Below are 24,543 nucleotides of genomic sequence, written 5' to 3' on the forward strand. Positions count from 1 at the left end.
CCGGGCCCGGCGACACCCGATGTTCATCGGGTCGCCGGCCCGGAACGGGGCTCTCCGCCGTCTCGGCGCGAGCCTGCGGTACGATGGAGGGTCCCCCTTACTGCACGAGAACACGAGACGAGTCCGTTCACATGGCAAGTGCCACCCGCTCCGACCTGCGCAACGTCGCGATCGTCGCCCACGTCGACCATGGCAAGACCACCCTGGTGGACGCCATGCTCAAGCAGACGAACTCCTTCGACGCGCACGCCCACGTGGACGAGCGCGCGATGGACTCGAACGAGCTCGAGCGCGAGAAGGGCATCACGATCCTCGCGAAGAACACCGCTGTGTCCTACAGCGGCAAGCACGCGGTCGACGGCCCCATCACCATCAACGTGATCGACACCCCCGGCCACGCCGACTTCGGCGGCGAGGTCGAGCGCGGCCTGTCGATGGTCGACGGCGTCTGCCTCCTCGTCGACGCGTCGGAGGGCCCCCTCCCGCAGACCCGCTTCGTGCTGCGCAAGGCGCTCGAGGCGAAGCTCCCCGTCATCCTGCTGGTCAACAAGACCGACCGCCCCGATGCCCGCATCGACGAGGTCGTCGCCGAGAGCCAAGACCTCCTCCTCGGCCTCGCCTCCGACATGGCGGACGACGTCCCCGACCTCGACCTCGACGCCATCCTCGACGTCCCCGTCGTCTACGCGTCCGGCAAGGCCGGCCGGGCCTCCGCGAACAAGCCGGAGGACGGCACGCTGCCCGACGCCGAGGACCTCGAGCCGCTGTTCGAGGCGATCCTCAAGCACATCCCGGCGCCGACCTTCGACGACGAGGCGCCCCTCCAGGCCCACGTCACCAACCTCGACGCGTCGCCGTTCCTCGGCCGCCTCGCCCTCCTCCGCGTCTTCAACGGCACGATCAAGAAGGGCCAGACCGTCGCCTGGGTCCACCACGACGGCTCGCACACCAACGCGCGCATCACCGAGCTGCTGATCACGAAGGCGCTCGACCGCTACCCGGCCGAGACCGCCGGCCCCGGCGACATCGTCGCGATCGCGGGCTTCCCCGAGATCACCATCGGCGAGACCATCGCCGACCCGGAGGACATCCGCCCGCTGCCGGCCATCACGGTCGACGACCCGGCGATCTCGATGACCATCGGCACCAACACCTCGCCGCTGGTCGGCAAGGTCAAGGGCCACAAGCTCACCGCGCGCATGGTCAAGGACCGCCTCGACCGCGAGCTCATCGGAAACGTGTCGCTCAAGGTCCTCGACATCGGCCGCCCCGACTCGTGGGAGGTCCAGGGCCGCGGCGAGCTCGCGCTGGCCATCCTCGTCGAGCAGATGCGCCGCGAGGGCTTCGAGCTCACCGTCGGCAAGCCGCAGGTGGTCACCCGCCAGGTCGACGGCAAGGTGCACGAGCCCTTCGAGCACCTCACCATCGACGCTCCGGAGGAGTACCTCGGCGCGATCACCCAGCTCCTCGCCGCTCGCAAGGGCCGCATGGAGAACATGGCGAACCACGGCACCGGCTGGGTCCGCATGGAGTTCATCGTCCCCTCGCGCGGCCTGATCGGCTTCCGCACCGAGTTCCTCACCACGACCCGCGGCACCGGCATCGCGAACGCGATCCTGCACGGCTACGAGCCGTGGGCCGGCGCCATCGTCACCCGCAACAACGGTTCGATCGTCGCCGACCGCACCGGCGTCGTGACGCCGTTCGCGATCATCGCGCTCCAGGAGCGGATGACCTTCTTCGTGAACCCCACCGAGGAGGTCTACGAGGGCATGGTCATCGGCGAGAACTCGCGCAACGACGACATGGACGTGAACATCACGAAGGAGAAGAAGCTGACCAACATGCGTCAGTCCACCTCCGACACGTTCGAGTCGATGACGCCCTCGCGCCAGCTGACGCTCGAGGAGTGCCTCGAGTTCGCCCGCGAGGACGAGTGCGTCGAGGTCACCCCCGAGATCGTCCGCATCCGCAAGGTCGAGCTGGACGCGAACGCCCGCGCCCGCGCGACCAGCCGCCTCAAGAAGCAGGCCTGATCCCCGGGCGCCCCTGAGGCGCCCGCCACGACGAACGACCGGCCGGAGCCCCGCTCCGCCGGTTGTTCGTCGTTCCGGCCCTTCATGCTGGTCGAGTAGCCGCGGAACGCGGCGTATCGAGACCCGGGTCCTGCAGAGCGTTGGTCTCGATACGCCCTCTCCGAGGGCTACTCGACCAGCATGCAGCGCGGCGCCGTCGCAGACGGCTCGGCCGGCGTGGAGTGCACCGCCGTCGTCTGCTGCTCGGCCGGCCTCCCGCGGGGCCCGCTCCATGCTGGTCGAGTAGCCGCGCAGCGGCGTATCGAGACCGAGGTCCGGCAGAGGGTGGGTCTCGATACACCCTCTCCGAGGGCTGCTCGACCAGCATGGGCTGCAGCATGCTGGTCGAGTAGCCGCGCAGCGGCGTATCGAGACCCGGCCGTCAGCCCGCCGGCGCCGGCGCCGGCGTCGGCGACGCGGTCGCGCCCTCCGCCTCGAGCGTGGCCGTGATGAAGGCGACGAACGCGTCGGCGTCGTCCGGCTTCCCGGTGTACTGCTCGCCGTTGACGAGCACGGTCGGCGTCGAGCTCAGCTTCGCGACCGAGGAGTTCGCCAGGGTCCCGCTCGTCGCCCGCTTCGTGGCCGCCGCGACCCACGGCCGGAACTCGCCACCCGTGATGCAGGCCAGCACGTCGTCGTCCGTCACGCCCGCCCCGGTCACCAGCGCCCGCAGCTCGTCGTCGCTCAGCCCGGTCGTCCCCTCCGCCGGCTGCTTCGCGAACAGCGCCTCGTGCACGGCGAGGAAGCGGTCCGGGTCCTCGTCCGCCACGCAGGCCGCCGCGTTCGCGGCCCGGCTCGAGTACTCCGACCCCGCCGAGGAGGAGTCGAGGATCGCGACCGGATGGATCTCGAGCGTGATCGCCCCCTGCGTCAGCCACGACTGCAGGTTCGCCATGTTGGCGGTCTCGAACTGCCCGCAGTACGGGCAGAGGTAGTCCACGTACAGGTCGACGGTGACGACGCCGCCCGCACGCGTGGCGGCCTCGTCGGTCGGCACCGGCTCCTCTCCCGCCTCGAGGGGGGCGGTCGTCACCGGCGTGACCGCCGACTCCGCCCCCGCGAGCACGATCCCGTCGCTCAGCATGTTCGCCGGCCCGGTGCTCGCGATCTCCTGCTGCGACCAGACGTTCCACGCGACGAGCGCCACGACGGCGAGCACTCCGACGGCCGCTCCGCTCTGCCCGAGCACCCGGTTCCGCCGCTTCCGGCGCCGCTCCTGCTCGCGCCGCTCCTTCGCCTCGAGGCGGGCGAGCTCCTGGCGCTCGCGCTTGGTCGGCTGGTTCTTCGCACTGTTCCCGGACATCGTCGTCGACGCTAGGGAGCTGACCTTGCCGCACTCGGAGAGGCAGCCGCCGACGACCTGTGCCGGCATGGAGATTCCCTCAGGAAAGCGGACGGCTCAGGCGAAGAGCCCCGACCCCACGTAGTCGCCCTCGTCGCGGACGCCCGGCGGGACGGCGAAGACCGCCGAGCCCACGTGCTTGATGTACTCGTTGAGCGCATCGGTCGCGAGGTTCCTCTGCACGGTGATGAACTGCTCCGGCGACCGCTGGAACGAGAGGAAGAACAGCCCCGCGTTCAGTCGTCCGAGCTCGTCGTTGCCGTCGACGAAGTTGTAGCCGCGGCGCAGCAGCCGGACGCCGTTGTTCACGGTCGGGTGCGCGAGCCGGACGTGCGACTCCTTGTCGACCAGCGGCACGCCGGTCGCGCCGGCCGCCTCGAAGTCGGGCTCGGTGAACTCGCCGCCGCCGGAGAGCGGGGCGCCGGAGCCCTTGCTCCGGCCGATCACGCGCTCCTGCTCGCCGAGCTGGCTGCGGTCCCAGGTCTCGATGATCATCCGGATCTTGCGCGCGACGAGGTAGCTGCCGCCCGCGAGCCAGGCCGGGCCGTCCGCGTCCTGCACCCAGACGTGCTCCTGCACGGCGTCCGGCTCCTCGGACTTGATGTTGGCCGTGCCGTCCTTGAAGCCGAAGAGGTTCCGCGGAGTCGCCTGCGCGGTCGAGGTGGAGGAGGTGCGGCCGAAGCCGAGCTGCGACCAGCGCAGCGAGGCGCGACCGAAGGCGATGCGGCTGAGGTTGCGGATCGCATGCACCGCGACCTGCGGGTCGTCGGCGCAGGCCTGGATGCAGAGGTCGCCGCCGCCCGCGGTCGGCACCAGCGCGTCGCCGCGGAACCGGGGGAGCGCCGCGAGCTCGGCCGGCCGGCGGTCGGCGAGGCCGAAGCGGTCGGCACCCGACTCGTCGGTGAAGAGCGTCGGTCCGAAGCCGAAGGTCAGCGTGAGCGAGGACGCGTCGAGGCCGAGCGCCTCGCCGGTGTCGTCCGGCGGCGCCGTGTCCGGGCCGCCGACGGCGCCCTCCTCGCTGACGTCGAGGCCCCGGGTGAGGCGGGCGGCCGCGAGGGTCCAGTCCTGCAGCAGCTCGATCAGGTCGTCGCGGGTCGCGGTGGAGGACAGGTCGAACGCCGCGAAGTGCAGCCGGTCCTGCGCGGCCGTGGTGATGCCGGCCTGGTTCGCGCCGTGGAACGGCACGACGCGCGTCGCGGCGGAGGAGGCGCTCGCGCTGGTCGCCGAGGTGACGGCGACGGTGCCGCCGATCCCCGCGGCGAGGCCCGCGGTCCCCGCCGAGACGAGGCCGAGCAGCCCGCGCCGCGAGAGGCGGCGGGGCTGCTCGTCGGGTCGGCCCGACTCGTCGGCGGGGCCGGCGGCGTTCTGCTCGGGCTCCACTACTCCGCGGGCTCCTCGACGCCGAGCACCGTGTGGGTCAGCTGCGAGAGCGGCTCGGACAGGGCGTTGACCTGGTCCGAGAGCTCCTTCTTCTGCTCGGCGGTGACGCTCGAGTAGGCGACGAAGCCGGAGTCGAGCGAGCCGTACTGGGCGAGCATCGCGTCGAGCTCGGCGAAGCGCTGGCCGATCTCGGCGGTGAGCGCGGCGCCGTCGTCACCGGTGGCGGTCGCGATCGGCTCGACGTTGCCGAAGGCCACTTCCGCGCCCTGCACGTTCGCGGCGAAGTCGGTCAGGTCGGTGCCCGACCACCAGTCCTCCTCGCCGGTGATCTTGCCCGCGGCGACCTCGTCCAGCAGGCCGATCGCGCCGTTCGAGATGTCGCCGACCGAGACGGTGAAGTCGGGCGCGGCGACGAGGTCGTAGAGGTCCTGCACGTCGGAGACGAGCCCGTCGGCGAAGGCCGTCCGCTGCTCGGGAGTGGAGGGCGCCCAGTCGAGCCAGGCGCTCGTGCCGTCGGAGTTCAGTGCGTCGGCGGCGGGGACCCAGAGGTCCTTCTCGATGCGGTGGAAGCCGGTCCAGTCCAGTCCCTCGGCGACGGCGTCCACCTCGCGGTAGTCGATCTTCGGGTCGAGGTCGCCGAACGCCTCGGCGGTCGGCTCGATGCGCTCGTAGAAGACGCGGGTCGCGGCGAAGAGGCTGCGCGCCTTCTCGTCGTCGCCGGCCGCGTACGCGTCGGCGAAGGCCGTCACGGCGGGCAGCAGCTCGCCCGACTGCGACTGCACGTAGGAGACGTAGTTGGTGACGGCGGCCTCGGTCGCGGCCTGCTCGTCGGCCGACTGCTCGGTCGCCTCGCCGGTCACGGTGAACTCGGCGAGCCCGACGGGAGCGCCGACCTGCTGGAACTTGCAGGCCGTGTAGTAGGTGCCGGGCTCGAGCTGGGCGACGTAGGAGACGCTCTGACCGGGGGTGACGTTCTCCTTCTCGCCCACGATGCGCAGCTTGTCCTCGGCGAGGATCTCGAACTCGTTGACGTCCGATCCGGTGTTCTCGAGCGCGAAGGTGACCGCACCCGCCTCGGCCGTGGCGGCGGACACCGCGCAGGCGCCGTCGTCGATCGCGACGTCGAGGGCCGCGGCGGAGGAGGCGGCCGGGGTGTTCGGCACGCAGCCGGTGAGGAGCAGGGCGAGAGCGCCGGCGCCGGCGAGGCCGGAGGCGACGCGGGGGAGGCGGGGTCGAGTGCGCGGGGGCATGGTTCTCCTGGTGGTGGGAGGTCGTTCCGGCGGTGCCGGGGCGGGATCAGACGGAGGTGGCGACGGGAGCGGCGACCGGGGCCGCGCTGCCCCGTCGCGGCCGGCGGGAGCGGACCTGGCGGACGAAGAGGGACCCGACGACGACGAGGTAGAGCAGCCAGGCGGAGAACTGCAGGGCCGTCGGCTCGGGCGTGTAGTTGAAGAGCCCGCCGAGGATCGCGGCGACCGGCGTCGGCAGGATCGGACCCAGGTCGAACAGCGGGGTGCCCGAGCCGGGCAGCAGCGCCGCCTCCTGCAGGTCGCCGACGCCGTAGAGCAGCACGCCGGCCGCGACGACGATGAGGAAGCCGCCCGTCCAGGTGAAGAAGCGGCCGAGGTCTATCCGGACGAAGCCGCGGAAGATCAGGTAGGAGGCGACGACCGCGCTGAGGATGCCGAGGAACGCGCCGACCGTGCCGACCCAGGCGTCCGAGTCGGAGGAGGCGCTGCTCGAGGAGACGCTCGCCCAGACGAACAGCGCGGTCTCGATCCCCTCGCGACCGACGCTGACGAAGCCGAGCACGACGATCCCGAGGGCGGAGCCGCTGACCGCGGCGTCCAGCTTGGACTCGAGCTCGCCCTTGAGGCTGCGGGCGTTGGCGCCCATCCAGAAGATCATCCAGGTGACGAGGCCGACGGCGAGCAGCGAGAGGCCGCCGCCGAGGAGCTCCTGCGCGGTGAAGCTGAGGCCGTAGGGGCCCCAGGTGAGGATCGCGCCGGTGACGAGGGAGAGGACGACCGCGGCGGCGATGCCCGTCCAGAGGCGGGGGAGCACGTCGCGCCGCTGCAGCTTGGTCAGGTAGGCGACGAGGATGCCGACGACGAGCCCGGCTTCGAGGCCTTCACGGAGGCCGATGAGGTAGTTTGCGAGCACGTGTGTTCTCTTCGTCGTCTGCACGGGAGGACGGTGCGAAGCCCACCCCCGGGCCGCATCCTCAGGTAAGCCTTGCCTAACCCGTGGATGACTGTAGTGGCCATCCGGTCGCGTGTCCACACAGGACGCCGGGCGCGCGATGTGCGGCGCCGAGCAGCCGGTCGGAGGCGCTTCGGGCGAGGCCGCGCGGCGGAACGAGAGCACGGGACGGACGAGAGGCGGAGAGTGGACGCGAGTCGAGACGGCGCAGGCGAGCGGGTCGTGGCGGTGCACGCCCATCCCGACGACGAGACCATCACGATGGGCGGGACCCTCGCGCGACTCGTCGCGGACGGCGCCGCGGTCACCGTCGTCACCGCGACGCGCGGCGAGTGCGGCGAGGTCATCCCGCCCGATCTCGCGCACCTCGAGGGCTCGGACGAGCTCGCCTCGCACCGCACCACCGAGCTGGTCGTCGCCCTGACCGCCCTCGGCGTCGCCGATCACCGCTTCCTCGGCGACCCGGCCGCCCGCGCCGCAGGCCTCGCCCCGCGGATCTACCGCGACTCCGGCATGCAGTGGGGCCCGGGCCGAGTGCCCGTCCCGCTCGAGCCGGTCGACCCGCGCTCCTTCACCTCCGCGCCGGAGGAGGAGGCGATCGCCGACCTCGTCGCCGTCCTCCTGCAGACCGGCGCGACCCTCGTGCTCTCCTACGACGTCGGCGGCGGCTACGGCCATCCCGACCACATCCGCGCCGCCCTGATCGCCTCGACGGCCGCCGAGCGGCTCGGACTGCGCTACCTGGCCGTCCTGCCCGACGCCGTCCCCGAGCAGCCCGGCGACGTCGCGATCGAGCTCGACGACACCGACTACGCCCGCAAGCGCGCGGCGCTCGAGGCGCACCGCACGCAGCTCGTCGTCGACGGCGACGAGCTGCGGCTCTCGAGCGGCCCGCCGTTCCCGATCGGCCGCCTCGAGCGCTTCCGCCCCGAGGGTGCGCCGAGGCCGCCGGAGCCGGTCGCCGAGGAGCGGCCCGATCTCGGCACCCGCATCGTCTCGGGCCTGCTCTCTGTGCTGACCGGCGCGGTGGTCGGCGCGATCACGACCGTCGCGCACCAGAGCACCGTGACCGTCGGCGACGCGGAGCTCCCGGTCGGCCTCGCCGTGTCGCTGGCCGCCGTGCTGCTCCTGCTGCTCGGACTCCGTCTCGTGATGGTGGACCGCTTCGTCGCCTTCTGCACCGCGATGGGCCTGCTCGGCGCGATCGGGCTGCTGGCGCTGCGCAGCACCGGCGGCTCGGTCCTCGTGCCGGCCAACGGCCTCGGCGTGGTCTGGACCTTCGCCCCCGCGCTGATCGCCCTCGTGGTGATCGCCTGGCCGCGGGTCCGTCCGCCGTCCCGCCCCGCTCCGGCGGAACCGGCGGCCGACAGCACCGCCCCGCCGCTCCCCGTACGATAGAGAACACTGTTCGAAGGGACGTCCACGACCGTGACCTACGTGATCGCACTTCCGTGCGTCGATGTCAAAGACCGCGCCTGCATCGACGAATGCCCGGTCGACTGCATCTACGAAGGCGAGCGCTCGCTCTACATCCACCCCGACGAGTGCGTCGACTGCGGGGCGTGCGAGCCGGTGTGCCCCGTCGAGGCCATCTACTACGAGGACGACCTCCCCGAGGAGTGGTCCGACTACTACAAGGCCAACGTCGAGTTCTTCGACGAGATCGGCTCGCCCGGCGGTGCCGCGAAGGTCGGAGTGATCGCGAAGGACCACCCGGTCATCGCCGTCCTCCCGCCGCAGAGCCACTGAGCGCGCGTCCGTGGCACTCGGACCGCTGCCGGACTACCCCTGGGACCTGATGGGTCCCGCCACCCGGGTCGCCTCCGCGCACCCCGGCGGCCTCGTCGACCTCTCGATCGGCTCGCCGGTCGACCCGACGCCCGAGCCGATCCGCGAGGCCCTCGCCCGGGCGACCGACGCGCACGCCTACCCGACCACGGTCGGCACTCCCGCCCTGCGCGAGGCGATCGCCGCCTGGTACGCCCGGCGCCGGGGCGTCCCGGGGCTCGGCCTCGACGAGGTGCTGCCGACGATCGGCTCGAAGGAGCTCGTCGCCTGGCTGCCGTTCCTGCTCGGTCTCGGTGAGGGCGACGTCGTCGTCCACCCGCGCGCCGCGTACCCCACCTATGCGATGGGCGCCGCGATCGCCGGAGCCTCGGTGCTCGCCTCCGACGACCCCGACGAGTGGCCGGCCGAGACGCGCCTCGTCTGGCTGAACTCGCCCGGCAACCCCGACGGCGCCGTGCTCGACGTCGACGCGCTGAGGCGCGCGATCGAGCGCGCGCGCGAGCTGGGCGCCGTCGTCGCGGGCGACGAGTGCTACGCCGAGCTCGGCTGGGACGGCCGCTGGGCCGACGAGCCGATCCCGAGCGTCCTCGATCCCCGCGTGGCGGGCGAGGACCGCCGCGGCGTGCTCGGCGTCTACTCCCTCAGCAAGCAGTCCAACCTGGCCGGCTACCGCGCCGCCTTCGTCGCGGGCGACCGCGAGCTGATCGCTCGGCTCGTCACCGTCCGCAAGCACGCCGGGATGATCGTCCCCGCCCCGCTGCAGGAGGCGATGGTCGTCGCGCTCGCCGACGACGGCCACGTGGCGGAGCAGAAGGAGCGCTACCGCTCCCGTCGCGATCTCCTGCGCCCGGCGCTCGAAGCCGCGGGCTTCCGCGTCGACCGCAGCGAGGCCGGCCTCTACCTCTGGGCGACCGAGGGGCGACCCGCCTGGGAGTCGATCGACCGGCTCGCGCGCCTGGGGATCCTCGCCGGCCCCGGCGTCTTCTACGGCGACCACTTCACCGAGCACGTCCGCCTCTCGCTGACGGCCACCGACGAGCGGATCGCGGCCGCCGCCGAGCGGCTGGCGGGCGGTCTCTGACCCTCGGCTCACCGCGATCCTGAAGGATCCCCACAACGGACGGGGGCGAGCACTGGGCGGTGTCACAGTGCCGCCGCTTTGCCCATAGGCTGTATGGGGTTCGGTCAGCGTCGCCACAAACGGCCCTGGTTCCGGACAGTTCCAGCCCCCGGCGCCGCCCGCTCCGCGCGAGCGCACCCGGGTGCGACCGATGACCTGGGAGGCGTTGTGACCGAATCCGGCACGCAGAGCGACGGAACCGCGACGGTGGAGACACCCGAGCCCGCCACGGAGAGTGCGCCGGCCGCGGCCGAGGTCCTGCCCGAGAAGGTGACGCTCACGTTCGGTGATCGCACCGCGGAGTTCCCGGTCCTGCGCAGCGTCGACGGCTCCTCGAGCATCGACTTCTCGACCCTGTCGAAGCAGACCGGTCTGATGTCGCTCGACTACGGCTTCGTCAACACGGCCGCCACCAAGTCGAGCATCACCTACATCGACGGCGACGAGGGGATCCTGCGCTACCGCGGCTACCCGATCGAGGAGGTCGCGACGAACGCGACGTACCTCGAGGTGGCCTGGCTGCTGATCTACGGCGAGCTGCCCACCGCGGACGAGCTCGCCGGCTTCGACGACCGCATCCGCCGGCACACGCTGCTGCACGAGGACCTCAAGCGCTTCTTCGACGCGCTGCCGCACAGCGCGCACCCGATGTCGGTCCTCTCGGCCGGTGTCTCGGCGCTGTCGACCTACTACGAGGACAGCTCGAACCCGAAGGACCCGGAGGCGGTCGAGCTGACCACCATCCGCCTGCTCGCGAAGCTGCCGGTGATGGCGGCGTACGCGCACAAGAAGGCGATCGGCCAGGCGTTCCTCTACCCGGACAACTCGCTGAGCTTCGTCGACAACTTCCTCCGCCTGAACTTCGGCACCATGGCCGAGCCGTTCGAGGTGGACCCGGTGCTCTCGAAGGCGCTCGACCGCCTGCTGATCCTGCACGAGGACCACGAGCAGAACGCGTCGACCTCCACCGTCCGCCTGGTCGGCTCGACCGAGGCGAACCTCTACGCGTCGGTCTCGGCCGGCATCAACGCCCTGTTCGGCCCGCTGCACGGCGGCGCGAACGAGGCCGTGCTGACGATGCTCGGCCGCATTCGCGAGTCCGGCGAAAGCGTCCAGACCTTCGTCGAGCGGGTGAAGAACAAGGAGGAGGGCGTCCGCCTGATGGGCTTCGGCCACCGGGTCTACAAGAACTACGACCCGCGCGCGAAGCTCGTCAAGGAGAGCGCGTCCGAGGTGCTGCAGGCGCTCGGCGTCAAGGACCCGCTTCTCGACATCGCGATGGAGCTCGAGGCCCTCGCCCTGGAGGACGACTACTTCAAGGAGCGCCGCCTCTACCCGAACGTCGACTTCTACACCGGCGTCATCTACAAGGCGATGGGCTTCCCGACCCGGATGTTCACCGTCCTGTTCGCCATCGGCCGCCTGCCCGGCTGGATCGCGCACTGGCGCGAGATGAACACCGACAAGCAGACCAAGATCGGCCGCCCCCAGCAGCTCTACACGGGAGCCCCCGAGCGCCACTGGCCCACCGGCCGCTGACCCGGCCCGAGGAGCCCGTCGGCGGGTGGGTCTCGATACGCCGCGTGCCGCGGCTACTCGACCAGCATGTTTCGCCCTGCTGGTCGAGCAGGCCGCGCAGCTGGCCCACCATGCTGGTCGAGTGGCCCGCGCGCGGGCCGCTCATGCTGGTCGAGTGGCCCGCGCGCGGGCCCCTCATGCTGGTCGAGTAGCCCGCGCAGCGGGCGTATCGAGACCCGACGTCTGCAGAGGGGTGGGTCTCGCTATGCCGCGTTCCGCGGCTACTCGACGAGCAGGCGCCTCGCCCCCGTGTCAGGCGTGCAGGGCCGTGTTCAGCTCGATGCCGGCTCCGGTGCGGGGGAGCACCTCGACCGCGCCCGTGAGCGAGTTGCGGCGGAAGAGCAGGTTCGGCACGCCCGACAGCTCGACGGCCTTGACCGTCTGCGGCCGCCCGTCGGCGCGCGGGGCGCCGCCCACCACGACGACCTTCGTGCCCGCCGTGACGTAGAGCCCGGCCTCGACGACGGTGTCGTCGCCGATCGAGATGCCGATGCCGGAGTTCGCGCCGAGCAGCGCCCGCGCGCCGATCGACACCCGCTGCACGCCACCGCCGGAGAGCGTCCCCATGATCGAGGCGCCGCCGCCGATGTCCGAGCCGTCGCCGACGACGACGCCCTGCGAGATGCGGCCCTCGACCATCGAGCTGCCGAGCGTCCCGGCGTTGAAGTTGACGAACCCCTCGTGCATGACCGTCGTCCCGGGAGCGAGGTGCGCGCCCAGGCGCACCCGCGACGTGTCCGCGATGCGCACCTTCGCCGGCGTGACGTAGTCCGTCAGTCGCGGGAACTTGTCGATCCCCGCGGCCTGGATCCCGTGGCGCCGCAGCGACGGTCGCAGCCGGGTGAACGAGTCCGGGGCGACCGGCCCGGCGTTCGTCCACACGACGTTCGGCAGGTGCGCGAAGATCCCGTCGAGGTTCACGGTGTTCGGCTGGACGAGCAGGTGCGAGAGCAGGTGCAGCCGGAGGTACGCGTCCGAGGTCGACGCCGGCGCGCTCTGCAGGTCGATCTGCAGCGTCACCACGTCGATCCGCACCTCGCGCCGCGGGTCCTCACCGGCGAGGGCCTCGAACTCCGCCGGCACGATCCACGGGTCGCGGCCCGCGGGGATCGTGCCCAGCCGCGGCTCCGGGAACCAGGTGTCGAGGACGGTGCCGTCCGAGGCGATCGTCGCCAGCCCGTAGCCCCAGGCGGAGGCGGGCGCGGGCACGGCGGAGTCAGCGGTGTTCTGGAGGCTCATGTCGCCCAGGGTAGCGCGCACGATCCGGCCGGTACCCTGGGGCGCATGGCCGTACCGACCTCCGCCCCGGCGCCCGTCGCGCCCCTCGATCTGAGCTCCGATCCGATCGCGCTGACCCGCGTGCTCTGCGACATCCCCTCCGTCTCCGGCGATGAGCTGGCGCTGGCTGACGCGGTGCAGCTCGCCCTCGAGCAGTACCCGCACCTCGAGGTGCTCCGCGACGGCCACACCGTGGTCGCCCGGACGAACCTCGGGCGCGAGCAGCGCGTCGTCATCGCCGGCCACCTCGACACGGTCCCGATCAACGACAACCTCCCGGTGCGCGCCGAGACGATCGACGGCGTCGAGCACCTCGTCGGCCGCGGCACCACCGACATGAAGGCGGGCGTCGCCGTCCAGCTGGTCCTCGCCGCGGAGCTGACCGATCCGGTCGTCGACGTCACCTGGATCTGGTACGACAACGAGGAGGTCGCCTCCGACCTCAACGGCCTCGGCCGCCTCTCCCGCCACCGCCCGGACGTCTTCGCCGCCGACTTCGCCGTGCTCGGCGAGCCGACCAGGGGCGAGGTCGAGGGCGGCTGCAACGGCACCCTCCGCGTCGACGTGACGGCGCACGGCCGCCGCGCGCACTCCGCCCGGAGCTGGGTCGGCGAGAACGCGATCCACGCCGCCGCCCCGATCCTGGACCGCCTCGCCGCCTACGAGCCGCGCGAGGTCGAGGTCGAGGGCCTCGTCTACCGCGAGGGCGTCAACGCGGTCCGCATCAGCGGGGGAGTGGCGGGCAACGTGATCCCCGACCTCTGCACGGTGCACGTCAACTACCGCTTCGCGCCGAACCGCACCGGCGAGGAGGCGGTCGCCCACCTCCGGGAGCTGTTCGAGGGCTTCGAGGTCGATGTCGTCGATCTGGCCGAGGGCGCGCGCCCCGGGCTCGACGCTCCGCTCGCGCAGGCCTTCATCGCCGCGGTCGGCGCCGAGGCGAAGCCCAAGTACGGCTGGACCGACGTCGCCCGCTTCTCCGCGATGGGCATTCCCGCGGTGAACTACGGCCCCGGCGACCCGCTCAAGGCGCACGCCGACGACGAGCACGTCGCCGTGCACGAGATCACCGCCTGCACCGAGGGCCTCCGCCGCTGGCTGCGCGGCTCCGCGTGAGCGCCGTCCTCACCGGGCTCCCGGTCCGCCGTCGCGCGCAGCTGCGCCTCGTCCCCTGGTGGGCGCGCGTCCTCGCGGTCTTCGTCCTCACCCGCATCGTGACGACCGTGATCATGCTGCAGTTCGCCGCGAATCAGCAGGCGAACTCGTGGACCGGCCCGTCGCCGGCCTACGTCGACTTCGCGACGATGTGGGACGGCCGCTGGTACGAGATCATCGCGACCGCCGGCTATCCGACCGAGCTGCCCGTGACCGACGCGGGTGAGATCGGCGAGAACGCGTGGGCGTTCATGCCGCTCTACCCGGTCGTCGTGCGCCTGCTGATGGTGCTGACCGGCCTTGGCTGGGCCACCGCCGGTGTCGCCGTCTCGGTGATCTGCGCGGCCGTCGCCTGCCTGGTGCTCTACCGGCTGATGCGGCACTCGCTGAGCGAGTCGCAGTCCCTCGTCGCCGTCCTCTTCTTCTGCGTCGCGCCGACCTCGCCGATGCTGCAGATCGCCTACGCCGAGTCGATGGCGATGATGCTGACCGCGATCGTGCTGCTGCTGCTCGTCCGGCGCCGGTACGCCTGGGTCTTCCCGGTCGTGCTCGCGCTCGGGCTGACGCGCCCGAGCGGGCTGGCCTTCGCCGCGGCGATGGGCCTCTACGTCGTCTACCGGTTCGTCCGGCGCGCGAAGGAGCCGTTCCCGCGGGCCGACGCCGTCCCCGCCGTCGCGCTGACGGTCTGGGGCCTCGTCGTCGGCTTCCTCTGGCCCGCGGTGGCATGGGCGGTCACCGGGTCGCCGACGGCCTACACCGACACCGAGCTGGCCTGGCGAGCCTCCTACATCGGCTACCAGGAGCTGTTCCCCTTCACCTCCTGGTTCCAGGGCGGCGCGTGGTGGGGCGGCTGGTGGTTCGGCGCGCCGATGGTCGGCATCGCGCTGGTCGTCGTCCTCGTGCTGCTGTTCGTCGGCATCCTCGCGTCGCCCTGGACGCGGCGGCTGGACCTCTTCAGCCGCGCGTGGATCGCGGGCTACGGCGTCTACCTCTTCGCCTTCTTCTTCCCCCAGTCGAGCACGTTCCGCCTGCTGGGCCCGATGTTCCCGCTGGTCGGAGCGCTCGCGGTGCCGCGCTCGCCCCTGTTCCGGAGCGCGCTGGTGCTCGTCTCGATCGCCGGCCAGATCGGCTGGATCACCATCGGCTGGGCCGTCGACGGCTACGACTGGACACCGCCGTGATCGACGCCGCGTTTCCGCGGAAGGCCGCCGATTTCGTCCCTGGCGCGGATGCACGATAATAGACGGATACGTCACGAAAGGGGAACTCTATGGCGGCCATGAAGCCGAGGACCGGAGACGGACCGATGGAGGCTGTTAAGGAGGGGCGACTCATCGTCGTGCGCGTTCCGCTCGAAGGCGGCGGACGCCTCGTCGTCTCAGTCAACGATGCAGAGGCGAAAGAACTGCACGACGCTCTCGCGTCGGTGGTGACTCCAGCCTGACCCACCAGCACCGTCGAGAACGCCCGCCGCATCCGATGCGACGGGCGTTCCCTCGTTCCCGGGGTCGGGCCCGTGCTACGCGCGGCGCTTGTTCGCCTGCAGCAGCCCGTCGCCGATCGGCGACAGCACGCTGACCACGGCCGGCGAGCCGCAGACCTCGGCGACCAGCGTGCGGAAGGCGGAGGCGATCTCGTCGCGCTGCGCGGGGTTCGAGACGCGGCCGCGCCAGAGCGCGTGCGGCACGAGCACGGTGCCGCCGACGCGGACGAGGCGCAGCGCGTGCTCGACGTTCTCGATGACCTGCAGCGGATCGCCGTCGACGAAGACGATGTCGTAGGAGTTCTCGTTCATCCGCGGGAGCACCTCGAGGGCGCGTCCCGGGATCAGGCGCAGGCGGTTCGGCGAGATGCCGGCCTCGTGGAACTGCGCGCGGGCGTGCTGCTGGTGCACCGCCTCCGAGTCGATCGAGGTCAGCATGGCCTCCGGGGCGCCGTCGAGCAGCCAGAGTCCGCTCACGCCGGTGCCGGTTCCGATCTCGATGATCGACGTCGCCCGGGCCGCCGCAGCGACGAGGGCGGACTGCGCGCCGATCGAGGGCGCGATCGCGTCGATGCCCAGCTCGACGGCGAGCCGGCGGGCGGAGGCGATGGCCTCGGGCTCGACGACGGCGTCCTCGGCGTACTTCCAGTTGGCATCCTTGTCGGACACGGGCGGGCTCCTCTGGTGGGGGTCGCGGCGGGCGGATCGCGCCTGCGCATCGCCAGGGTACGGGGGTCCGTGCGGTCGTCGGCGCAGGCGCGGCGGACTAGGGTGGTCCCGTGTTCGGTTTGACGTTCGACAAGCTCCTCATCATCGGAGTCATCGCCGTCTTCGTGCTGGGCCCTGACCGCCTCCCCTACTACGCCTCGCAGCTCGCTGCGCTGGTGCGGAAGGTCCGCGGATTCGCCACGCAGGCGCGCGAGCGCGTGAAGGACGAGATGGGCGACGAGTTCGACGAGGTCGACTGGCGCAAGCTCGATCCGCGGCAGTACGACCCGCGGCGCATCATCCGCGACGCCCTGCTCGAGGACGAGCCGGCCCCCACGGTCAAGCCGCCCTCCGCGGTCTCCGCGCCCGTCACCGCGGGCGGCGGCGCCTCGACGGCGGACAGCTACTACACGACGATGAAGCGGTCGGCCGGAGCCGGCGAGCTCTCGACGGTGGCGCCCCCGCCCATCGACCTCGAAGCCACCTGACGCGCGCCGTCGGCCGAAGTGCTGACGACAGTGGGTCTCGATACGCCCCTGCGGGGCTACTCGACCAACATGGTTGCGGCACTTCCCTCGGATGCGGCCGGTCGAGCACCCCGCAGTGCGGCCCTTGCCTGCTGGTCGAGCAGCCCGCAGTGCGGCCCTTGCATGCTGGTCGAGTAGGCCGCGCAGCGGCCGTATCGAGACCCGCTCAGGCCGGGGCCTGCGGCGAAGGTCTCAGCCGACCGACATCGGGAGGCGGCGACCCGTCAGACCGCGTGGCCGCGAGGCGAGCGTCCGGGCCAGTTCCGTGATCGCGACGGCGGCCGGGTCCTCCGGGTCGCCGATGACGACCGGAAGCCCGTCGTCGCCGCCCGCGCGCAGCGCCACGCTGATCGGCAGCGAGGCGAGCAGCGGCACGTCCTCACCGCTCGCGCTGAGCCGGCGGGCCACCTCGGCCCCGCCGCCGCTGCCGAAGAGCTCGAGCACCGACCCGTCGGGCTGCGGCAGCCCGGACATGTTCTCGACCACGCCGACGATGCGCTGCCCCGACTGCCGGGCGAGCGCACCGCTGCGCTCCGCCACGTCGGCGGCGGCCGGCTGCGGAGTCGTCACGATCAGCACCTCCGCGTGCGGCAGGAGCTGCCCGATCGAGATGGCGACGTCGCCCGTGCCCGGGGGCAGGTCGAGCAGCAGCACGTCCAGGTCGCCGAAGTACACGTCGGTGAGGAACTGCGAGATGGTGCGGTGCAGCATCGGTCCCCGCCAGGAGACGGCCGCGCCGCGGGTGTCGCCCTCGAGGAACATCCCGATCGAGATCACCTTCACGCCGTGCGCGACCGGGGGGAGCATCAGCTCGCCGACGCGCGTCGGCCCGGCGACGCGGCCGTCGTGCATCAGGCCGAGCAGCCCCGGGATGGAGAAGCCGTGCACGTCGGCGTCGACCAGCCCGACCGCGAGCCCGCGCCGGGCCAGGGCCACCGCCAGATTCGCGGTGACGGTCGACTTGCCGACCCCGCCCTTGCCGCTGGTCACCGCGTAGACCCGCGTCAGCGAGTCCGGGCCGAACGGCATCTCGCGCCGCCCGCCGCGCAGCCGCTCGGTCAGAGCCGTGCGCTGCGCCGGCGTCATCACGCCGACCTCGACCCGCACCGCGGCGGAGCCCGCCGCAGACTCCGCCGCCGCGCGGACATCGCGCTCGATCGCGGACGCGGCCGGGCAGCCGACGATCGTCAGCCGGATGGCGACGGTCACCGCGCCGTCCTCGCCCACCGTCACCGCGTCGACCATGTCGAGCTCGGTGATGGGCTTCCGGATCTCCGGATCGATGACCCGGGCGAGTGCCGCGAGCACCGCGCTCTCGAGAGCGGCGGGATCCGCCGGACCCGTCACGGCGACGTCAGGCATCGCGCCGCTCGCTCGCGATCGACTCCGCCCGGTCCTTCTCGAGCTCCTCGACGAGGCTGCGCAGCTCGGAGCGGATGAAGTCCTTGCTCGCCATGTCGCGGATCGCCAGCCGGAGCGCGACGACCTCGCGGGCCAGGTACTCCGTGTCGGCGAGGTTGCGCTCGGCGCGCTGGCGGTCCTGCTCGATCTGCACGCGGTCGCGGTCGTCCTGGCGGTTCTGCGCGAGCAGCAGCAGGGGCGCCGCGTAGGAGGCCTGCAGGGACAGGATCAGCGTGAGCACCGTGAAGCCCAGGGCCTGGGAGTCGAACCGCGACTCCTCCGGACCGTAGGTGTTGAACAGCAGCCAGAACACGCAGAAGATCGTCATGCCGACGAGGAACCACGGCGTGCCCATGCCGCGGGCGAAGGATTCGGTCAGGCGGCCGAAGCGGTCGCTGCTCTGCCGGTTGCGCCGGGGGAGCACCCGCGTGCGCAGGCCCTTCGGGGCGTCGAGCCGTCGATCCTGCTTGGTGTCCCTAGCCACGCGCACCCCTCCGTCCTCGTCGTCCTGCCCTGAACCTGCTGGTCGCCGCCGCGGGCGGCGCGATCGGTATGCCCTGGGTCGTCGTGCTCACCGGCACGCGCGGTTCGTCGTCGCCGTCGTGGCTGCGCCAGTCGTCGGGGAGGAGGTAGTCGAGCACGTCGTCGATCGTGACGACGCCGACCAGGCGGTGCGACTCGTCCACCACGGGCACCGAGACGAGGTTGTAGCTCGCGAGGATGCGGGCGACCTCGGCCGCGGAGGTGTCCGGGGTGATCGGGTCCAGGCTCTGGTCGAGCAGGGTGCCGAGGCGCTCGTGCGGCGGGTAGCGGAGCATCCGCTGGAAGTGCACCATGCCGAGGAAGCGGCCGGTCGGCGGCTCGTACGGCGGCAGGGTGACGCAGACCGCGGCGCCGAGCGCCGGGGCCAGCTCGTGTCGGCGGATCATCGCGAGGCCCTCGGCGACGGTCGCCTCGGACGAGACGATGATCGGCTCGGTCGTCATCAGTCCACCGGCCGACTCGGGCGCGTAGGAGAGGAGCATGCGGACGTCGTCCGCCTCCTCCGGCTCCATCAGCTCGAGGAGCGCCTCGCCGCGCTCGTCCGAGAGCTGCGCGATCAGGTCGGCCGCGTCGTCCGGCTGCATCTGGTCGAGGACGTCGGCCGCGCGGTCGTCGTCGAGCCGGCCGAGGATCTCGACCTGCTCGCTCTCGGGCATCTCCTCGAGGACGTCGGCGAGCCGGTCGTCGGAGAGCTCGCCGGCGACCTCGAGCATCCGCTGCTGCGGCAGGTCGAGGAGCGTGCTGGCGAGGTCGGCGGGCTTGAGCTCGGAGAGGCTCGCCACGTACTGCTCGGCCGACTGCGCCTCGGTGGACACGCTCTCGCGGACCTCGCGCCAGCCGGCGAAGGTCGTGGCGCCCTTGGCGAAGGGGGAGGGGCTGGTCTTCGGGCGGCGGACGAAGAGCTGCGCGAGCTCCCACTCGCCCGGACCGACCTCCTCGATCGCGACGTCCTCGACGATCGCGTCGCCCGAGCCGTCGACGAAGGTCATCCTCCGGCCGAGCAGCTCGGCGATGACGCGGACCTCGCCGCCGCGCTGCTCGAAGCGGCGCACGTTGATCAGACCGGTCGTGATGATCTGGCCGCTGCCGATGCTGGTGACCCGCCCGATCGAGACGAACACCCGACGGCGGCCGGGAATCTCGACGACCAGACCGACCACGCGCGGCGCGTCGTTCTGACGGTGGACGAGCAGCACGTCTCGGACCTTGCCGACGCGATCGCCCGCCGGGTCGAAGACGCTGCAGCCGGCCAAGCGCGCTACGAAGACTCTGGCGGAACTCACGGCTACCAACCTAGACCCGGGCGCCCCTGCGGAAGCCGAGCGCGGGGTCCCGCCGCTCCCACCGCGCGCTCGGGAAGCTCACGATCCGTGTCCAGAATGCTCCAAGTCCTCTGTGACAGTCTGAGCAGGTGACTCAGCAGATGCCCATGAACAACCGCCGGGGCGCCGCCTCCCCGACGATCCCGCGCGGCGAGATCCTCGCCACCTTCGACACCTACGAGAAGGCGCAGCAGGCCGTCGACGTCCTCGCCCGGGCCGACTTCCCGGTCAAGCAGCTGGCCATCCTCGGCAACGACCTCAAGAGCGTCGAGCGCGTCACCGGCAAGCTCACCTGGGGCCGCGTCGCCCTGGCCGGCGCCGCCTCGGGCGCCTGGCTCGGTGTCTTCCTCGGCCTGCTGCTGATCATCTTCTCGCCGGCCACCGAGTTCTCCTTCCTGATCGCGGCCGTGCTGCTCGGCGCCGGCTTCGGCATGCTCTTCGGCCTCGCCTCCTACGCGGTGAACCGCCGCCGCCGCGACTTCACCTCGACGATGCAGGTCATCGCCACCAGCTACTCGGTGATCGTCGACCCCGAGGTGGTGAACCGCGCGCGCAACCTGCTCGACGGCACCCCCGCCGAGTCGGAGGCGCCGGTCTGGTCGCCGCCGCCCGCGGACGCGGAGCCGGTGCCGATCCGTCCGGAGGACGAACGGCGCTGACCCCCCTCGAAGGCCCCCGGAGCGATCCGGGGGCCTTCGTCGCGTCCGGGCCGTAGCGACCGGGCGGGTCCGTCTGCCGGGCCGTCGCCTCAGCGGGCGGCGGACCCCACGGGTGGCAGCACGATGTCGACCGCGAGACCGTGCGGCTCCCGGTTGGAGAGCGCCACGGTCCCGCCGCCGGAGAGCACCGTGGTGTGCACGAGGGCGAGGCCCAGGCCGCTGCCGCCGGAGGCGATCGTGCGCGAGTCGTCGGGGCGGGAGAAGCGGTCGAAGGCGACCGGGATGAACTCGGCCGGCATGCCCGGTCCGTCGTCGGAGACCGTCAGCAGCAGCCGGCCGTCCTTCTGCGCGAGAGCCGCGACGATCGTCCCGCCGTGGCCGATCGCCTGGATCGCGTTGCGGACGAGGTTGTCGATCACCCGGCCGAAGTCCTGGGTGGCGACGGCGTAGAGCCGAGCGGGCTCGCGCTCGTCGATCTCGTAGTCGATCTCGACGTCCGACTCGGCCGCGAGCAGCCGGGTGCGGTCGACCGCGCCGACCAGCTCGTCGACCAGCTCGGCGAAGGGCGACGCGGGTCGGGCCGACCGGCTCTCGATCCGGGAGATGTCCAGCAGTGCGGAGGCGAGGCGGACCAGACGGTCGACGCTCTTCTGCGCGTCGAGGATCACGCGGTCGACGGCGACCGGGTCCTCGACGCGGTGGTGCGCGATCTCGAGCTGGGCCGAGAGCGCGGCGAGCGGCGTCCGCAGCTCGTGGCTGGCGTCCGAGACCATCTGCTTCTCCCGCGCCAGGGAGGCCGTCTGCTTGGCGAGGAACGCGTTGAGCGTCTCGGCGAGCTCGTCGATCTCGTCGCGGGTGCCGACGACCGGCAGCTGATCGCCGGGAGTGGGGTCGGCGGCGATCTGGTCGGCGCGCGCGCGCATCCGGCGCACCGGCGCCAGAGCCGCTCCGGTGAGGATCCAGGAGGCGAGCCCGAAGGTGACGACGAGGAAGATCGCCGCGTAGACCAGCACGTGCGCGAAGTCGTCGAGCACCAGCTGCGAGGCGGCCTGGTCGCGGGCCGTGGCGACGCTCCAGGTGCCGTCCTCGCCCTCCACCGCGGTGATGCGCACCAGGTAGCGCGTGGTGGCGGTGGCGACCTCGGTGTAGCGCGGCACCGCGTCGGCCGCGCGGTCGCGCAGCTCCGCCTGCACCGAGCGGCGCACCTCGGTCGGCATGGTGGTCGCGTCGATCGCGCCTTCCGGGGTGATCGCGAGGTAGAGCTGTCCCGTGGAGGAGTCCCGGACCCGGGGGACGTCGCCTGCCGCGATATCGCGCCGGATCTCGTCCTCGATCGAGACGAGGATCGTCCGCTCGCTGCGTTCGACGATGCCGGTGACGACCTGGTAGAAGAGCATCGCCGCGAGGGCGAAGAGCACGGTCGCGACGGCGACGGAGCCGACGGTGATCCTGGCGCGGATCGACAGGGCTCCCGAGCGCCGCCTCGCGGCACGCGCCGCGGCGAGCGGGCTCGGGGCGGCCATGCGGCTACTCGACCGGGCGGAGGAAGTAGCCCTTGCCGCGCACCGTCACGATGCTGACCCCGGTGTCCTCGGCGGGCAGCTTCTTGCGCAGGTAGCTGACGTACTGGTCGACGATGTTGTTGTCGACGATCTCGCCGCCGCCCCAGATCTCGGACAGGATGCGCTGGCGGGTGACGACCGAGCCGACCGGCGAGATCAGCAGCTTCAGCAGCTCGAGCTCCTTCGGGCTGACGTGGATGCGCGTGTTGTCCGCGGTGCGGCGGATGCTCGACCCGTCCACCGTGATGCGGCCGACCTCGATGGAGGTGGACATCAGCGAGGGGCTCCGCCGCAGCAGCGCCCGCAGCCGCGCGTTCAGCTCGGTGAACGCGAACGGCTTCGTCAGGTAGTCGTCGGCGCCGGCGTCCAGGCCGAAGACGCGGTCCTCGACGGAGTCGCGAGCGGTGAGCAAGAGGATCGGCGTGGAGCGGCCCAGCTCGCGGATGCGCCGGCAGATCTCGAAGCCCGACATCGCGGGGAGCATCACGTCGACGATGGCGGCCGAGAACTCGGCGTTGCTGAACGCGACGAGCGCGTCGATGCCGTTCGTCGTCAGCTCCGCTTCGTAGCCGGCGTCTTCTAGGCCGCCCACGAGTGCTTCGCCCATGGCTGGATCGTCTTCGACGACAAGGATCTTCACGGGCTCACCCTACGACGCCGCTCTCAGGAACCGCGTGTGCGCCGAGCGTGTCTCGGCGGCGCGAGGGAGAGGAACGGTCCCCGTGCTCCCGCTCGGGCCTGCCTCCGCGAGGGCTGAGGAGCAGCCCGGACGTGCCCGCGTGTGTGACACAGATCGTGGTCTCTGTCAGGAGTTGCACGGGATTTCACCCGTCCTGGACCCCTACGGGGGTCGTATAATTCGTCAATATGCGACGACCCGAAAGTCGCATGGATACGGTGCGCTGATGCTCATGAAGATCTCTCGACCGCCCTCGTTCCTGGCCAGGATCGTCGGCGCTCTCGTCCAACGTCCCTGCGAGTACTGCGGGGAGACGACCCCCGCGGCGGAGCCGTACTGCTCCTCCACGTGCGCTCGCCGAGCGCAGAGGTTCGATCTGAACCCCTGACACCGGCGTCGCGCAGAGCGTCGGACGCGCGTCCCGCGCCAGTTCCGCCGCCGGATGCGACTTGCGGACGAGGGCTGCCGCCGATACGGCAGCCTGCTGACGTCCCCCGCCTTCATCGCTGCGAGTTCCGCCGCGTCCGGGTGACCGGTCGGAGTGGCAGCGATGACCTACCGAGCCCTCGACTCCGTCCGGGCCTGCGCTGCCCTGCTCGTCCTCGTCGCCCACGTTCGGCAGGCCTTCCTGGTCCCGGCTGCTGAGACGCGACTCGGCCCGGTCGACAGCGCGCTCTACGCGCTGACGTCCCTCGGTCACGGCGCGGTCATCGTCTTCTTCGTCCTGAGCGGCTTCTTCGTCGGCGGCTCCGTCCTCAGCGCTCTGTCCCGCGACGCCTTCAGCTGGACGAGGTATTTCACCTCCCGCCTGACCCGGCTGTGGCTCGTCCTGATCCCGGCCCTCGTGCTCACGGCCGTCCTCGACGCCGTCGGCGTCGCCTTCCTCGCGGACCGGCCGCAGTACGCGCCGGGCGGTTCCGCGCAGGTGAACGGCGGTGTTCTCGGGGCACTGGGCAACGTGGTCTTCCTCCAGCCGCACCTGGTCCGCCCCTTCGGCACCGACCAGCCGCTCTGGTCGATCGGTTACGAGGCCTCCTACTACCTGCTGTTCCCGCTGCTCGTCGTCGGGCTCACGGGCGGCTCCTGGCCGCGGCGAGTGCTGTGCGCCGCAGCCGGCGTCGTGATCGTCTGCGTTCTCGGGCCAGCCGGAACGGGCCTCTTCCTGGCCTGGCTCGCCGGCGCGGCGGTCGCCTGGAAGGGAGCGGCGGCCACGCGGTTCCTCTCCCGACTCGGGCCGAAGGGCACCGCCGCCTCGATCGGCGCGGTACTCCTGCTCGTGATCTCGGCGATGTCGGTCGACCGGCTCGCGAAAGCCGGCCCGGATGATCTCGGCTGGACGACCTGGGCGACGACGATCACGGCGGCGGCGCTCATCGTCGTGCTGTGCCACTCCGAGGGGACTCCAGGGAAGGGTCTCGACCGTCTGCTCCGCGGCGGCACCTGGGTCTCGGGGTTCTCGTTCTCGCTCTATGCGACGCACATGCCCGTGCTGATGCTGCTCCACGCGCTGCTGTTCCCGCCGGCATCGGCCTGGTGGCAGCCGTCCGCGGCGAGCTGGGCAGGCGTCCTCGCCCTCGCGCTCCTCGCCTGCGCCGTGGGCTGGGCCTTCGGCGCGCTCACGGAGCGGAGGACCGAGGCCGTGCGCGCCCGGGTGCTCGGCGCCGTCGAGCGTCTCCGGCGACCGCGGCGCACGGCCGTCGGCGGAGGCTGATCAGCCGAGGACCCCGACCTGGTCGAGGCG

General features: G+C 71.9%; 22 protein-coding genes. 11 read left to right on the forward strand and 11 right to left on the reverse strand.

Translation table 11 applies throughout. The features are described from left to right. Positions 1-131 precede the first annotated feature (131 nt). Positions 132-2,036, forward strand: a complete 1,905-nt coding sequence (gene typA / locus EDF45_RS06125; protein WP_123445448.1) for a translational GTPase TypA — start codon at positions 132-134, stop codon at positions 2,034-2,036. A gap of 421 nt (positions 2,037-2,457) precedes the next feature. Here typA and EDF45_RS06130 read toward each other — a convergent pair whose 3' ends face one another. From EDF45_RS06130 to efeU, 4 genes are read right to left on the reverse strand one after another with little or no spacing between them, the layout of a single operon-like run. Next, the gene (locus EDF45_RS06130; protein WP_123735317.1) at positions 2,458-3,447 is read right to left on the reverse strand and encodes a thioredoxin domain-containing protein; all 990 of its coding nucleotides are present in this window, start codon (positions 3,445-3,447) and stop codon (positions 2,458-2,460) included. A gap of 27 nt (positions 3,448-3,474) precedes the next feature. Then, a complete protein-coding gene (gene efeB, locus EDF45_RS06135) occupies positions 3,475-4,797 on the reverse strand; it encodes an iron uptake transporter deferrochelatase/peroxidase subunit (RefSeq protein ID WP_123735318.1) in 1,323 nt (440 codons plus the stop codon). Next, positions 4,797-6,047, reverse strand: a complete 1,251-nt coding sequence (gene efeO, locus EDF45_RS06140; RefSeq protein WP_123735319.1) for an iron uptake system protein EfeO — start codon at positions 6,045-6,047, stop codon at positions 4,797-4,799. The genes efeB and efeO overlap by 1 nt, the downstream gene beginning before the upstream one ends. 46 nt (positions 6,048-6,093) lie before the next feature. After that, positions 6,094-6,960 carry an iron uptake transporter permease EfeU gene (gene efeU / locus EDF45_RS06145; protein ID WP_123735320.1) on the reverse strand — a complete coding sequence of 289 codons (867 nt, stop codon included), beginning with the start codon at positions 6,958-6,960 and terminating at the stop codon, positions 6,094-6,096. A gap of 225 nt (positions 6,961-7,185) precedes the next feature. Here efeU and EDF45_RS06150 point away from each other — a divergent pair, with 225 nt between their 5' ends. From EDF45_RS06150 to EDF45_RS06165, 4 genes are all read left to right on the forward strand, one after another. Further along, entirely contained in the window at positions 7,186-8,397 is a 1,212-nt protein-coding gene (locus tag EDF45_RS06150) for a PIG-L family deacetylase (RefSeq protein ID WP_185020092.1), read from the forward strand. A gap of 30 nt (positions 8,398-8,427) precedes the next feature. Continuing rightward, entirely contained in the window at positions 8,428-8,748 is a 321-nt protein-coding gene (gene fdxA / locus EDF45_RS06155) for a ferredoxin (protein WP_085475430.1), read from the forward strand. Positions 8,749-8,758: 10 nt separating this feature from the next. Then, positions 8,759-9,868 (forward strand): succinyldiaminopimelate transaminase, encoded by a 1,110-nt coding sequence (dapC, locus tag EDF45_RS06160; protein WP_123735322.1) that lies wholly within the window; start codon positions 8,759-8,761, stop codon positions 9,866-9,868. Between the two features lie 297 nt (positions 9,869-10,165). Beyond that, positions 10,166-11,446: a citrate synthase gene (locus EDF45_RS06165; protein ID WP_123735615.1), complete on the forward strand. Its 1,281-nt coding sequence runs from the start codon at positions 10,166-10,168 to the stop codon at positions 11,444-11,446. Positions 11,447-11,737: 291 nt separating this feature from the next. Here EDF45_RS06165 and dapD read toward each other — a convergent pair whose 3' ends face one another. Continuing rightward, positions 11,738-12,724, reverse strand: coding sequence for a 2,3,4,5-tetrahydropyridine-2,6-dicarboxylate N-succinyltransferase (gene dapD, locus EDF45_RS06170; protein ID WP_123735323.1), 987 nt, complete (start codon positions 12,722-12,724; stop codon positions 11,738-11,740). Positions 12,725-12,769: 45 nt separating this feature from the next. Between dapD and dapE the strand changes: the two genes are divergently transcribed. The 3 genes from dapE (at position 12,770) to EDF45_RS06185 (ending at position 15,362) form a co-directional block, all read left to right on the forward strand. Then, the gene (gene dapE, locus EDF45_RS06175; protein WP_123735324.1) at positions 12,770-13,879 is read left to right on the forward strand and encodes a succinyl-diaminopimelate desuccinylase; all 1,110 of its coding nucleotides are present in this window, start codon (positions 12,770-12,772) and stop codon (positions 13,877-13,879) included. Next, complete coding sequence (locus EDF45_RS06180) at positions 13,876-15,099, forward strand: hypothetical protein (RefSeq protein WP_123735325.1); 1,224 nt, start codon at positions 13,876-13,878, stop codon at positions 15,097-15,099. The genes dapE and EDF45_RS06180 overlap by 4 nt, the downstream gene beginning before the upstream one ends. Positions 15,100-15,188: 89 nt before the next feature. Further along, positions 15,189-15,362 carry a DUF3117 domain-containing protein gene (locus EDF45_RS06185; RefSeq protein WP_077221916.1) on the forward strand — a complete coding sequence of 58 codons (174 nt, stop codon included), beginning with the start codon at positions 15,189-15,191 and terminating at the stop codon, positions 15,360-15,362. 75 nt (positions 15,363-15,437) lie between these two features. Here EDF45_RS06185 and EDF45_RS06190 read toward each other — a convergent pair whose 3' ends face one another. After that, complete coding sequence (locus EDF45_RS06190) at positions 15,438-16,070, reverse strand: O-methyltransferase (RefSeq protein WP_123702830.1); 633 nt, start codon at positions 16,068-16,070, stop codon at positions 15,438-15,440. 110 nt (positions 16,071-16,180) lie between these two features. On the opposite strand from EDF45_RS06190, the gene EDF45_RS06195 reads away from it, so the two are divergent. Beyond that, positions 16,181-16,597: a Sec-independent protein translocase TatB gene (locus EDF45_RS06195; RefSeq protein ID WP_123445460.1), complete on the forward strand. Its 417-nt coding sequence runs from the start codon at positions 16,181-16,183 to the stop codon at positions 16,595-16,597. Between the two features lie 231 nt (positions 16,598-16,828). Here EDF45_RS06195 and EDF45_RS06200 read toward each other — a convergent pair whose 3' ends face one another. The 3 genes from EDF45_RS06200 to EDF45_RS06210 are packed head-to-tail and all read right to left on the reverse strand — an operon-like array spanning position 16,829 to position 19,863. Continuing rightward, positions 16,829-17,998 (reverse strand): Mrp/NBP35 family ATP-binding protein, encoded by a 1,170-nt coding sequence (locus tag EDF45_RS06200; protein WP_123735326.1) that lies wholly within the window; start codon positions 17,996-17,998, stop codon positions 16,829-16,831. Then, a complete protein-coding gene (locus EDF45_RS06205) occupies positions 17,991-18,521 on the reverse strand; it encodes a DUF1003 domain-containing protein (RefSeq protein ID WP_123445981.1) in 531 nt (176 codons plus the stop codon). Before EDF45_RS06205 ends, EDF45_RS06200 begins: the two co-directional genes overlap by 8 nt. Further along, complete coding sequence (locus EDF45_RS06210; RefSeq protein WP_123735327.1) at positions 18,514-19,863, reverse strand: magnesium transporter MgtE N-terminal domain-containing protein; 1,350 nt, start codon at positions 19,861-19,863, stop codon at positions 18,514-18,516. Before EDF45_RS06210 ends, EDF45_RS06205 begins: the two co-directional genes overlap by 8 nt. A gap of 146 nt (positions 19,864-20,009) precedes the next feature. Here EDF45_RS06210 and EDF45_RS06215 point away from each other — a divergent pair, with 146 nt between their 5' ends. Next, positions 20,010-20,561, forward strand: coding sequence for a general stress protein (locus EDF45_RS06215; protein ID WP_185020093.1), 552 nt, complete (start codon positions 20,010-20,012; stop codon positions 20,559-20,561). An 89-nt stretch (positions 20,562-20,650) separates the two neighbouring features. Here the strand turns inward: EDF45_RS06215 and EDF45_RS06220 are convergent, their stop codons facing one another. Both EDF45_RS06220 and EDF45_RS06225 read right to left on the reverse strand, forming a co-directional pair. Beyond that, positions 20,651-22,084, reverse strand: a complete 1,434-nt coding sequence (locus EDF45_RS06220) for a cell wall metabolism sensor histidine kinase WalK (RefSeq protein ID WP_123735329.1) — start codon at positions 22,082-22,084, stop codon at positions 20,651-20,653. A gap of 4 nt (positions 22,085-22,088) precedes the next feature. Continuing rightward, entirely contained in the window at positions 22,089-22,763 is a 675-nt protein-coding gene (locus EDF45_RS06225; protein WP_260300519.1) for a response regulator transcription factor, read from the reverse strand. Positions 22,764-23,352: 589 nt separating this feature from the next. Here EDF45_RS06225 and EDF45_RS06230 point away from each other — a divergent pair. Continuing rightward, the gene (locus tag EDF45_RS06230) at positions 23,353-24,513 is read left to right on the forward strand and encodes an acyltransferase (protein ID WP_123735330.1); all 1,161 of its coding nucleotides are present in this window, start codon (positions 23,353-23,355) and stop codon (positions 24,511-24,513) included. Positions 24,514-24,543: the final 30 nt, after the last annotated feature.

Origin of the sequence: Rathayibacter sp. PhB186 (assembly GCF_003751825.1) — a bacterium.
GTDB lineage: Bacteria > Actinomycetota > Actinomycetes > Actinomycetales > Microbacteriaceae > Rathayibacter > Rathayibacter festucae.